The organism is Anaerofustis butyriciformans (assembly GCF_036289385.1).
GTDB classification, from domain to species: domain Bacteria; phylum Bacillota; class Clostridia; order Eubacteriales; family Anaerofustaceae; genus Anaerofustis; species Anaerofustis butyriciformans.
In genome coordinates this window covers 263,760-276,333 of record NZ_JAYFFH010000001.1, presented here as the reverse complement: position 1 = coordinate 276,333, position 12,574 = coordinate 263,760, and the positions used below count along the sequence as shown (strand labels likewise).

Genomic DNA, 12,574 nt, shown 5'->3' with positions numbered 1-12,574 from the left:
TTATATTTCCTTTTTAAGTTTGGATATAATCTTATTTGTATCTTCTTTTGAAATTACAAAGTCATTCCATATTTCTTCAGATTTTAAACCTTGCATAATAAGCATTTCAATTCCGCCGCAAGTTTTCTTATCTAAGTTTTCGCCTATTTCCATAAACTTTGTTTTTAGCGGATTATAAACAACATCAATTACGTAATCAAAGTTTTTGATTATATCTTCATTAACAGGAGAAAAATCAACTTTAGGATACATTCCAACAGGTGTTGTATTTATTATTACCTGAGCTTTTATTTCTTTTAAATCTTCATAGTCGATTAAATTAACGTCATTTTTAGATTGTTTGTCGCTTTTGTTACGACTTACCAAATAAACTTCTTTTGCACCTAAATCCTTAACGCAAGAAATAACGGCCTTGCTTGCGCCGCCGCTGCCTAGTATTACAACCCTACTATTATTTATTTCTACATTGTTCACGTTAAGCTGATACATAAAGCCATAATAATCGGTATTATATCCGTAAAGTTTTCCGTTAACATTTTTTATTGTATTAACGGCACCGATTTTTTCAGCCTCTTCGCTTATAAAATCCAAACCATCCATAACGGTTCTTTTATAAGGAATAGTTACGTTTATTCCGTCAAGATTATTTTTTTTCATAAAATCTTTTATATTTTGTGCCGTATCAACATCTATTTCATAAAGCTCATACTCATAGTTTAAATTTAATACATCAAAAGCCGTATTATGCAAAATTTTTGAAAAACTATGAGGTAATTTTTCACCAATTAAACCAAATTTTTTCATATCTATCCTTTATATGTTCCAAGAATTCTTATATATGGCAAATCACCGTCAAGTCCGTATAACATTTTTAAAACATTGCTATCTTGTAAACTGCCGTCAAAATTAATGTAAATCGTAAATTCTTTTCTGTATATATTTGTTTCTTTTGAATCTATTTTATTAATGTGGATATTATAATTTGCAAAGTATCTTATTAAATGACTTAATGATTTCGATTTATTGTCGATTTTAACAAGTAAATCTACTTTAGTACAATCTTTGCAGAAATATTTATCTTTACCAAGAATTATAAATTTGTTTAAATCTTCAAGTTTATCAGATTTATTTTTGTTTATTACGTTTAAACTATCATCAACAATAAACTTATCTTTTATATAAACATTATCATAAGTCTCAAGAAGAGAATACATTTTTGCGATATGCCCGTCTCCGGCATTATCTAAAGCTAAAAAGGCAAAGTCTATTTCCCCGTTTGAAACAGCTTTTAAAATATTTTCGTATTCTTCAAATTTAATTACTTCAAGGTCTTTGTTAAAATATAAATTCATTGCATCTATTGACAAATGATTTATTTTATCTATGTAACCTATCTTATTAGCACTTTCAACCAAATCAATAGTATATTTTTCTTTTATTATGTTTATTGCCTTATCGGCAATTGCTTTTCTTTGAAAATTCTTACTTATATCCATAATATGATTGAAAAAGTCGGCAATCTCTTCTGAATAATCTTTATTTTTAAGATTGTTTATTGCATTTTCAACTACTTGTGCTTCTCTTTTGGTATTTAATACTTCGATATTATTTTCTTTTTTATACTTCGCCACGTCTACGACAGTATTCATTCTTTCTTCAAAAAGTTTAACTAACTCTTTATCTATTTCGTCAATTCTTCTTCTTGATTCTTCCAAACTTTTCATACATAACTCCTAATCACATAACAAAAAATCATATAAACAAATTGCACTTGCTGCTTCTATTACAGGAACAGCTCTTTTTACAATAACGGGATCGTGCCTTCCCACTATTTCCAAACTTGTATTTTCTTTTGTTTCGACATTTATGGTTCTTTGTTTTCTTGCGATGCTTGCAGTTGGTTTTATTACAACACTAAAGCATATAGGCTGTCCGTTTGATATTCCTCCAAGAACTCCGCCGTTGTTATTTGTGAAAGTTTTTACATTGCCATTTTCATCATAATAATATTCATCGTTTGCTTCACTTCCAAGCATATCAGCAAAAGCGAAACCTTCGCCAAATTCAACGCCTTTAACGGCTGGAATGGAAAATAGAATATGGGACATTCTTGATTCAATACTATCAAAAAACGGAGAACCAATACCTGCCGGATAACCTATTATACCACATTCTACTATTCCTCCAATGCTATTTTTTTCATTTTTTACATTTAAAATTACATCTTCCATCTCTTTTTGCCTTGTTTTATCAAGAAGTGGGAATGATTCGTTTTTCAATCCAAGTAGAATATCTTTGTTAATATTGGTGTAATCGAAACTCAAATCTTCGAATTTGTTTATCTTTTTTATATGTGCACCTATATATACCCCTTCTTTTTCCAAAAGCTGTTTTGCAATTGCACCTGCAAAGGTTAAAGGAAGAGTAAGTCTGCCGGAGAAGTTTCCTCCTCCTCTGTAATCATTGCTTCCGTGATGTTTTACATATGCGGGATAATCAGCATGAGAAGGTCTCATTTTTACTTTAAGCTCGCTATAATCTTTACTTCTTGTATTGCTGTTTTCAAATATTGCACAAAGAGGAGAACCTGCTGTTTTATTATCAAAATAACCGCTTATTATCTTTGGAGTATCGGCTTCTTTTCTTGGAGTTGAAAATTTATCGCCCCCTTGTCTTCTTTTAAGTTCAAAATCTATTTTATCAAAATCAAGGGTTACTCCTGCTGGAATTCCGTCAATAACAACACCGATTGCTTCGCTGTGAGACTGCCCGAATATAGTTACTTTAAATTTATTTCCAAATGTCGCACTCATTTATTTCTCCTCCAAGTTTCTTAAAGTCTTCATAAAAATGCGGATAAGATTTTTTAACACACATATAATCTTTTATTATGATATCATCTTTACATCTGCTTGATGCAATGGCAAGACTCATTGAAATTCTATGGTCTTTAAAAGAATCCACACACCCTCCATTTAAAGAATCAACACCGTTTATTGTAAGGCTTTCTTCATGTTCTATAATATCAGCACCAAGTTTATTTAACTGAGTTGAAATTGCAGTTAATCTGTCACATTCCTTTATTCTAAGTCTTCCTGCATTTATGATTTCTGTTTTTCCTTTAGTTAAAGCTGCACACACCGTAAGGATAGGAATAATATCAGGGCAGTTTGTTGCGTCAATCACTTTGTTTTCATCATTTTTAAGTACTTCAAGCCATTTTAATATTTCTTTATCACCTTGAAGAGAATTTTCATCAAGACCTTTTATGTCTATATCATTGCCAATATAGTTCGCACTAAGGAAGAATGCTGCCTGAGAATAGTCTCCTTCAACGGTATAATCCATTGCCTTATATTCCTGGTTTCCTTTTATTATAAATTCTTTATAGTCCTTATTTTCAATTTCTATACCGAACTTATCAAGCATTGAAAGAGTTAAATCCAAATAGCTTTTTGATTCAAGTTTTGAAGTTATTACAATTTTACTATCATCACCTAAAAGAGGAAGAGCAAAAAGAAGTCCAGTTATAAACTGAGAGCTTATGTCTCCTCTTACATAAAACGTATCAGGCTTTAATTTTCCCTCTACTTGCAAATCCAAAATATCTTTTTTATAAGAATATTTTATTCCTTGTTTGTCAAATATTTCGTAAAAAACATTAAGAGGTCTTTTGCCTAAGTTTCCTTTACCGATAAAAGTCTTTTTTTGATTAAGAAGCATTGTTATTGGAACGAAAAATCTTAAAGTAGAGCCTGATTCGTTACAGTCCACTATAAAATCTTCATTATTTGGAGATGATAAAATCCCCTCTACCGCTACTTTTCTATTATCTATTTCTATTTTTGCTCCCATGCTTCTTGCTGCGTTTATGGTTGCTATTATATCATCGGATAAGTCTATATTATCTATTATAGACTTACCCTTTGAAAGAGCAGCACATATAATTGCCCTGTGAGCCATGCTTTTTGAAGGAGGAACAACTACTTCCCCTGATAATTTTCTTGGTTTAATTAAAATATTGTCCATTTACTCATCCTTAAAAAATTGTGTATTTGTCTTATGTATATAACATTTTCCTATTTCATTTAAAAGAATTACGTTTAAAACTTTTCCTTCGTTTTTCTTGTCGGAAGAAATATGAGAAAGAATACTGTCATTATTTATAGCCCCGATATCGTATTCCATATAAAAGTTAATTAAAATATCTTTTATTTTATCGCTTACGCCTTTAGATGTAAGACCAAGTTTTTCACTGTGTTTTGTTATTTCATACATCCCTATTGCCACAGCTTCACCATGAGTATATTTTTCATAGTTAAAGTGAGCTTCTATTCCATGAGCAATAGTATGACCAAAATTAAGCTTCATTCTCTCCCCTGTGTCTTTTTCATCTTCTTCAACTACAATTCTCTTTAAATTACAGCTTGTGTATACTATATGTTCTATATTATTAAGTATATCTTCTTTTGTTTTAAGATTAGATAAAAATTCAAAGAAATCTTTATCAAATATAAGACCGTATTTTATTACCTCAGCCAAACCGTCTTTTATGTTTCTAAGGGACAAAGTTGTTAAAACATTTGTATCAATAAGCACAAGCTTTGGTTGATGAAAACTTCCAACCAAGTTTTTGCCTTTTTTAAGGTCTATTGCAACTTTTCCACCAACAGAACTATCTACTTGAGATAAAAGAGTTGTAGGAATTTGAATAAAACCAACTCCTCTTAGAAATGTAGATGCAACAAAACCGCCAAGGTCACCTATAACTCCGCCCCCCAAAGTTATAATCATGTCTTTTCTAGTCATGTTAAAATCAATAAGAGCATTATATATAGGTTCAAGAGATTCTATGGATTTTGTTTTCTCTCCGTTTGGAAGAATAATATAATCAACACTAAAACCGCCGTCTTTAAGGTTATTTATAACTTTATCAAGATAAAATCTTGCAACTATATCGTCGGTTATTATAAATAATTTTTCTCCCTTATATACTTTTTTTATTTCTTCTGATAATGATTTTAAAATATCTTCTTTAATAATAATATCGTAAGATTTTTCATTAAGATTTACATGAATTTTCTTAGCCATAATTTTTTCCTTATAGAGTTCTTCCAACGATTGGAGCAAGTTTTCTTAAATCTGTCATTAAATCGTCGAATGCTTCAGGTTTTAGAGATTGTTGTCCGTCACATAAAGCGTTTAATGGGTCGTTATGAACTTCGATAATAAGTCCGTCTGCACCTGCAACGATTGCTGCTTTAGCTAAAGATTCAACCATCCACCATTTACCTGTTGCGTGTGATGGGTCAATGATAATTGGTAAGTGACTTAATTTTTTGATTGCCGGAATTGCGCTTAAATCAAGAGTATTTCTTGTGTATGTTTCAAATGTTCTAATACCTCTTTCACAAAGGATAACATTTTCGTTTCCACCTGCCATAATGTATTCAGCTGACATTAAAAGTTCTTCGATTGTTGCACTTAAACCTCTTTTTAAAAGAATAGGTTTTCTGATTTTACCAAGTTCTTTTAATAAATCGAAGTTTTGCATATTTCTTGCACCGATTTGGATTACATCAACGTCTTCAACAAATTTTTCAAGGTCGTTTGTAGACATTAATTCAGTAACGATTGGAAGTCCTGTTTCTTTTCTTGCTTCTTTTAAAAGTTCAAGTCCATCGTATCCTAGACCTTGGAAAGCGTATGGGGAAGTTCTTGGTTTGAAAGCACCGCCTCTTAAGAAATTTGCACCTGAAGCTTTTACATCTTTTGCAACTTGTGTAATTTGTTCTCTTGTTTCAACTGAACAAGGTCCTGCGATAATTGCAAGTTTTTCTCCTCCTATAACTTGGTTTCCAACTTTAATTTCGCTGTCGTTTGGGTGGAACATTCTGTTTGCTTTTTTGTAAGGTTCTTCAACATGTAAAACTCTTCTTACGATTGAGTTTGCTTCAAGTGTTTTTGCATCTAAAACAGATGTATCACCTACTAAACCAAGTACAGTAAGTTCTTCTCCTTCGATTGGTTGGATTTTTAAATTTTTGCTTTCGATTTGAGCAACCAATTTGGCTACTTCAAGTTTGTCTGAGTTGGGTTGTAATACTACTATCATTTTGATTTTCTCCTTTAAGTTAATTTTTTAGTTTTGTAAAATAAAAAAGGGAACTCCTTTTAATGAGTTCCCCAAATTCTTTACTTTGCGTTTTTTAAATACATTTAAAGATTATACTCACTAAAAGGCTTATCTGTACGTGAAAAAGAACCTGCAAAGAAATAAAAGTTTGCAAAGCTAAAATAGTTATAAAATTTAAAGCTATTTAGTTCTCTTAAACCTTTCATTTTAATCTTCTCCTTTGTATTCTTGTTTGATATAATACACTTATTGTTTTTAATTGTCAAGAATATTTAGTAAATTTATGAAATTTTTTCATACAGTTTACTTTTTATATAACAAAAAATGATTTGTTTTCATTACATTTTATTAATTTTTTTAATTATGAAAAATCAACAATATATTTAATATATACCATATTCTTCCATCATATTTATGATTCCCTCATATATTTTTCCCATAATAATGTTTTGATCTTCATCGCTAAGAGGCTCTATTTTCCATTTTCCATCTACTTTTACAAGATTAAGCTCAATTTCTTCAGTATAAACATCAGGTTTAAAAGTTTCTAATGATTCAAAAAAACAATCCTCAATATATTGCTTTGTTTCTTCATCCGTCATTGAAGAATTATTTGCTTGTTCTTTTGCGCCTTTTACCACTGCATATGCAACTACTTCGCCAATATTTTCATTTGTTATCTCAGCCTTTACCACTGCTGTATCACCTTTTTCTTCTACATCTATAATTTTATATTGCATATTTTTTGTAGTACGTGCATAAACGTCAGTGCTGTTTAATACCCCTTGTTCTATCATCTTATTAAATTCTTCTTCTATAGAATAGTCTATATTTAATACATCGTCTAACATTGTAAGGTCAAAATTTTTATACCCCTCAAGCAAGGTAACTGCAACACCTTTAGGTGAATTTGTTTGTTCATTTGAATTTGAACACCCAAAACCTATCAAAGCAAACGTAAAAACTAAAATTAATAAAATAATACTTTTAAATTTTTTCATATTATATTTCCCTCCCTCATTTTATAACCAAAAACAATTAAGTGTATAATTTTTTTAATACATATTTTCTACTAACTTATCAATTTCAATCATAGATTGCCTTTGCTCAGTATAACTCCATGTTATTACAGCATTATCGCCTTTATATTCATTTTCAGCGACAAAATTATTATCATACTCAAGGTCATATAATTCAGCTATTATATTGTCATAATATTCTACATCATGGCTATAAAAACCCGATAAGCTTCCGTAAATTATATTACAATAAGCAGCCATCGTACTATCCCTGTCATAAAGCTGATTTGCTATATCATCTTCATCTTTTGGTTTTACTTCTATCCAGTTATAACCAATATTAATATATTCTATCTTATTTTCTGCATCTAAAAGAAATACAATATTAATATCAGGTTCTTTATCCATTTTTACTGTGCAGTGATAAAAATGGTAGCCCTCTCCCGCAGTGCTTGCATCTTCTATGGAAAAATCTTTTAGATTAGGTATTTCATAATCTCCCCATTTATTATCAATCATTGTAATGTTATGATTAATAATTGCAATAAAATCATCTTTATCAATTTGAATTTTTCCGTCTTGAATAGGAACTCCATGTTTTTGATAATATGAAATTGAATTCTTGTAGTAACTATTCATAAACATTCCACATGCAAAAACTATAATAACAAGACCGGCTATTAATGCTCTAAATTTTTTATCACTTTTATTTTTGTTTTTTTGAGTTTCATTTTTAGCATCACTTTCATTAATAAATTGATTTTCTCTTAATTTGTTTAAATCAACTTCTCCGCTTTCGCTGCTTAAATCAACTGACTTACTTAAAGCTTCTTTTTCTATATTTCTCTCTTGTCTTACTTTATTTAAGTCAAGTTCCCCACTTTGAGCATTTAAATCAGTATTTTTTTCAACAATATTTTGTTCTTCATTCTCTTTACTTAATTTATTAATTTTACTACTTTTATTATTCTTTACAGTAAAAATTGCACTTACAATCATAAGTAATGCTCCAATCCATAAAAGAATATAAAAGTCAAAAAACTCCATTATATTAACAAAAAAAACAGGACCTTTTGTATAATATATATCTATATAAATTAATTCAACAAAATATTTCCCCATAAATTGAGCTAAAACTAACAATAAACCAACAATAAACGCCGGTGCAGATAATATTTTCTTTGCCATTTCCCTTTTCTCCCTTATTTATTATTTATATTTGTATTTTAACATATTTTTTTTATATCATCTACATTTTTTATGTATGCTAAAGCTACTATATAGTAATTAAATTATTGACTAAAATGCATAAAATGTATAAACTATTATCAGGGTGAAAATTATGAAAGAAAAGATACTAAAAAAGAGAACACATATTTTAATTTTAGCAATTTGTTTTATTTTATTTTTTATTTTCGTTATTACATTTAATAGTAGTAACATTAATGCTTCAAGTGAAAATTATTATTCAGAAAACAAAACATTTTCCAATGGCAGTGATATGTCTTACTCAGGAGTTTATTCAAACAGTAATTATTTTGAATTTAAAATTGAAGATTTTGCTACAAGCATGGAGTATATAATAGACAATGAAGGTGGAATAAGCAATATAAGCATGAATGCTATGAAAGAATTAAATGAAAATGGTAATACATATTACAGAAAAATTCTAACAAAAAGCAAAAAATCCCCTTTAATTTTAAAAGTTTATGTAAATAATGATAATAATATCACAAAAATACAAATGACATATAATTATCTAAATTATGACTGGAATTATTCATCTCTCTTAACTAACGAAGAATACTTTAACGAATTTTATAAATTTCTTTATATTTTATTATCAGGATATAACAATTTAGACAATGATTATTATATTAATATGTCGAAACTATATAATGATATAAAACTTAAAGACTACAATAATGAAATAAAAACAGGTAAAAATGAAATAAAAACCGACAATGCAAAATATATTCTTGAATATGACAAAAAAGGAAATGTCACATTAAATATTTTACCAATAGAACAATAAAAGGAAATATAGAAAATGAAAAGACTTCCAAGAAAAATCATTCGCGAAGAAAAAAATTACTTTAGAAACGATTATGATAGTATAGAAGATGAATTAAAAATTGACTTAGATGATTTGGTTATAAAAGACGATAAATACTACGAAGAAAAATACAATGAATCCGTAAATGAACTAAAAGAAAATATAAAAAATAAAAAACATATTAATAGTACAGATTTTTATAATTTAGGAAATAACGAAGAAGTAAAAGAAATTAAAGAAGAACAGCAAAAAGAACAAATAAGCATTAGTAATCCTATAAATAATGAAATATATGTAAAAACTTCTAAAGATGAAAAACCAAAGGAACAAATTAATATTAATGATTCCATTAGAGGCGAAATATACGTAAAAGATTTATTGAAAGATAAAGAAAATAAAGAAGATACAAAGAATAAAAACCAATCAGTACAAGAAGATAATGAAAACAAAAGCAAATCAGAAAAAAAAGATAAAGAGGATAAAAACCAAACAGTACAAGAAAATAAAAATGAAATTAAAATAAAAAAAGAAGACAATAAAATTACGGTAAAAAAAGATAATTCACAAACAAATAATAAATCTAAAAAGAAAGCAAAAATTATTGCATCAATTATAGCATGCTCTTTAATATCAATAATTCTTTTTTTATTTTTTACAAAAGAAATCAGTATAAAAACAAAAAATGGAATATTTTCAATAAATAATACTAATCTTATTTCTTCAATAGATGAACAAAACTCAATAAATTACAGTTTTAGTTCAGATTATTTATATACATATTTTGATGAAGAAAAAGTATATTACTTAAATCCCACAAAAGAAACAATAAACAATGAGTCAGACTATACAAAAGAAGTTTCTGATACTAAAAATCCGGTATATTTTAAAACAAATGTATATTCTTCAAATAAAATAGAAGAAATTATCATCGAATATGATATGTCAAATTTATCAAATGAAGAAATACAAAAAAATGATATTGTATTTTGTGCATATGTAAATCTTGTTTATCTTACACTATATGAAAATGATGAACTTTTAGATTATGATTACGATATGCTATGGGAAGAACTATATAATATTAACCCGACAGAATATAAAAATAAATATTTTGAAAAAAATATTAAAAATGAAAAATCAAACTTTTTATATACAATAAAAGACGGCAAAGTAAAAATGACAATAACAGCAATTTAAAGGGGGCAAAAGCCCCCTTTTTATTTAACCTCTTCAAGTTCAATCTCTTCTTTTGAAGTTTCTTCAATTTTTTCATCTGTTAAAAGATTTTCTCTATACTTATCAGCTTCAATAGCCTCTTTTGTAAAAGAGTTGTTTTTCCAAAATGCAAGAACAGCTGAAACAATTGTAGTTACTCCCGTTACAACTGTATAAATTGTGTTTTCGTCAATATCCAAAGATGTAAAACCAAACATACCAAGAGCACTGTTTACCAAACTTACAAATAAAAAAAGCGTCCTTGCAATAGTTCCGCTTGAAACATTTTTTAAATCAATATTTTTCATTATTACCTCCTGTTATATTTTATAATTCATATTAAACTTTAAAACTAACTTTAAACCTCTCCATACGCTGTCATGATGATAATAGGTGAAGTTTAGTAAATCTTAGTTATATATCTTTATCTCTTCACCATGCCCCACTCCCTAACATAAAACCCATTCAAAGTAATTATTTTAATTTCACTACCCTGTCCAACACCCTAAAATAAAAAGCATTAAAAGTATAAATTTAATTTTGTTGCCATGTCCCACTCCTTATGTAAAACCATTAAAAACAAAACCTAAATTTCACTATGATGTTCCACCATACTAAATAAAACTCATTCAAAATAATTATTATCATTTCACAACAATGTCCCCCATACAATAAAACAAAATAATTAGGTTGGGTGGCGGTAGCATCGGTTCATGAGAAAATCGGGTAGATTTTCCATGAAATCCCGATGCGTCTAAGCCTCCACGGCGAGTGGCGCCCTTTTATCCAAATATTTGGGCGAGCAAATATTTGGTGGAGTTCTTAAGGGGCAAAGCCCCTTGAATGTCGGGTTGTTAAGGGCAGACAGCCCTTAAATATGGGATTAGGGGCAACGCCCCTTATAAATTACACATTAATATGAACAGCATTACCCATGTTCGAAGTACCATAATAGCTGTAAGCTGCCCCCAAAGAATAAGCTTTTGATTTTATTTTCGCCTTATCAACTCCTGCAATATAAATATCTACTGCTTTTCCGTATTGGTGCATAGAGTTTGATACACCGCCAACAGCCGCATTATGTTTTTTACATCTAAGCCCAGAAGTGATAGTTATAGGTTTGCCAAAGTAAATTCTTAATTCTTCCAAAATATTAATAAGTTTTGGGCTCATTTCAGCTGGATATCCGTTACAATATTTTCCCCCGCACTGACATTTAAACTCTGATTTTTTAAAATACTTAACTTTATTCCAATTTACTTTTGAAGATGAAGAACTTGAAGAAGATGTATTCTTCAAAGCCTTAATAGTATTACTTCCCGCAATACCGTCCTGAGATAAACCTTTCTTCTTTTGGAATGACTTAATTGCCGAAACGGTCGCATTTCCAATTATTCCGTCTACTGTAAGTTTTGCTCCATTTTTATTAAGTAAGGTTTGTAAATTTTTTATATCTGAAATTAATGCACTATCAGTCTTACTTCCGTAAATTCCGTCTTGTGTTAATCCTTTAAATTTTTGATAACTTTTTACTGCAGAAGTCGTTTTACTTCCGACTTTTCCGTCAACACTTCCGGTATAAAATCCATAATAGTATTTTAAATTAGATTGATAATTTTTTACGCTTAACACTAATGTCCCTCCTTATTTTCAAGTTTTATTATTCTTAATTCATGTTCATCAAGTATCTTGTCTTGCTTTTCATTATGCTCCCAAAGCCTTTTTCTCTTCATTGCCATTTCTTCTCTACTGTCTTTAAATTCTTCCTTTAATTCCTTTAATACATCATTCAAATGATTTAAAGATGTTTCTATTTTTGTAACCGCTCCTGCAAATCTGCTTATATTTATTATCACGGTTATAATCAGTCCTATAAGAGCAATAATTATTGTTATTTGTCCTTCTGTCATCTCATAAAATCACTCCTTTTTAAATTTTCATAATAAAAAAAAGGACTTATATTAAGCCCTTTTTAAGCGATTTTTTAATTAGTATCTATAACCTAACCATCCTCTATTTTAACCACCTTTTACAAACCCATTGAAAGTATTGATTTTAATTTCAAAACAATATTCCATTCCCTGACATAAATCTATTCAAAGTAAAACCTTAATTTCATTATGATGCCCCACAACCTAACATAAAAAT

The 12,574-nt window shown here is 28.8% G+C and carries 14 protein-coding genes; 2 read left to right on the top strand and 12 right to left on the bottom strand.

From position 1 onward, the window contains the following. From aroE to V2W16_RS01280, 9 genes are all read right to left on the bottom strand, one after another. Positions 1–804 (bottom strand): shikimate dehydrogenase, encoded by an 804-nt coding sequence (gene aroE, locus V2W16_RS01320; protein ID WP_329380229.1) that lies wholly within the window; start codon positions 802–804, stop codon positions 1–3. Between the two features lie 2 nt (positions 805–806). Continuing rightward, entirely contained in the window at positions 807–1,724 is a 918-nt protein-coding gene (locus tag V2W16_RS01315; RefSeq protein WP_329380226.1) for a chorismate mutase, read from the bottom strand. 9 nt (positions 1,725–1,733) lie between these two features. Continuing rightward, on the bottom strand, positions 1,734–2,813 hold the full coding sequence (aroC, locus tag V2W16_RS01310) for a chorismate synthase (RefSeq protein WP_329380223.1): 1,080 nt from the start codon (positions 2,811–2,813) through the stop codon (positions 1,734–1,736). After that, positions 2,791–4,029 carry a 3-phosphoshikimate 1-carboxyvinyltransferase gene (aroA, locus tag V2W16_RS01305; RefSeq protein ID WP_329380220.1) on the bottom strand — a complete coding sequence of 413 codons (1,239 nt, stop codon included), beginning with the start codon at positions 4,027–4,029 and terminating at the stop codon, positions 2,791–2,793. Before aroA ends, aroC begins: the two co-directional genes overlap by 23 nt. Then, a complete protein-coding gene (gene aroB, locus V2W16_RS01300; RefSeq protein ID WP_329380216.1) occupies positions 4,030–5,091 on the bottom strand; it encodes a 3-dehydroquinate synthase in 1,062 nt (353 codons plus the stop codon). Positions 5,092–5,101: 10 nt separating this feature from the next. Continuing rightward, positions 5,102–6,115, bottom strand: a complete 1,014-nt coding sequence (aroF, locus tag V2W16_RS01295) for a 3-deoxy-7-phosphoheptulonate synthase (protein ID WP_138269037.1) — start codon at positions 6,113–6,115, stop codon at positions 5,102–5,104. 104 nt (positions 6,116–6,219) lie between these two features. Then, entirely contained in the window at positions 6,220–6,342 is a 123-nt protein-coding gene (locus tag V2W16_RS01290; RefSeq protein WP_256476183.1) for a hypothetical protein, read from the bottom strand. Between the two features lie 177 nt (positions 6,343–6,519). Next, complete coding sequence (locus tag V2W16_RS01285) at positions 6,520–7,137, bottom strand: hypothetical protein (protein ID WP_329380207.1); 618 nt, start codon at positions 7,135–7,137, stop codon at positions 6,520–6,522. A gap of 54 nt (positions 7,138–7,191) precedes the next feature. After that, the gene (locus V2W16_RS01280) at positions 7,192–8,343 is read right to left on the bottom strand and encodes a hypothetical protein (protein ID WP_329380204.1); all 1,152 of its coding nucleotides are present in this window, start codon (positions 8,341–8,343) and stop codon (positions 7,192–7,194) included. 154 nt (positions 8,344–8,497) lie between these two features. Between V2W16_RS01280 and V2W16_RS01275 the strand changes: the two genes are divergently transcribed. Both V2W16_RS01275 and V2W16_RS01270 read left to right on the top strand, forming a co-directional pair. Beyond that, positions 8,498–9,190: a hypothetical protein gene (locus V2W16_RS01275; protein WP_329380201.1), complete on the top strand. Its 693-nt coding sequence runs from the start codon at positions 8,498–8,500 to the stop codon at positions 9,188–9,190. 15 nt (positions 9,191–9,205) lie between these two features. Beyond that, the gene (locus V2W16_RS01270; RefSeq protein ID WP_329380198.1) at positions 9,206–10,408 is read left to right on the top strand and encodes a hypothetical protein; all 1,203 of its coding nucleotides are present in this window, start codon (positions 9,206–9,208) and stop codon (positions 10,406–10,408) included. A gap of 20 nt (positions 10,409–10,428) precedes the next feature. Here V2W16_RS01270 and V2W16_RS01265 read toward each other — a convergent pair whose 3' ends face one another. The 3 genes from V2W16_RS01265 to V2W16_RS01255 all read right to left on the bottom strand — a co-directional run bounded on the left by V2W16_RS01265 (position 10,429) and on the right by V2W16_RS01255 (position 12,336). After that, the gene (locus V2W16_RS01265; RefSeq protein ID WP_329380195.1) at positions 10,429–10,734 is read right to left on the bottom strand and encodes a phage holin; all 306 of its coding nucleotides are present in this window, start codon (positions 10,732–10,734) and stop codon (positions 10,429–10,431) included. A 598-nt stretch (positions 10,735–11,332) separates the two neighbouring features. Beyond that, on the bottom strand, positions 11,333–12,058 hold the full coding sequence (locus tag V2W16_RS01260; RefSeq protein WP_329380192.1) for a peptidoglycan-binding protein: 726 nt from the start codon (positions 12,056–12,058) through the stop codon (positions 11,333–11,335). Beyond that, positions 12,058–12,336 (bottom strand): hypothetical protein, encoded by a 279-nt coding sequence (locus V2W16_RS01255; RefSeq protein ID WP_329380188.1) that lies wholly within the window; start codon positions 12,334–12,336, stop codon positions 12,058–12,060. Before V2W16_RS01255 ends, V2W16_RS01260 begins: the two co-directional genes overlap by 1 nt. Positions 12,337–12,574: the final 238 nt, after the last annotated feature.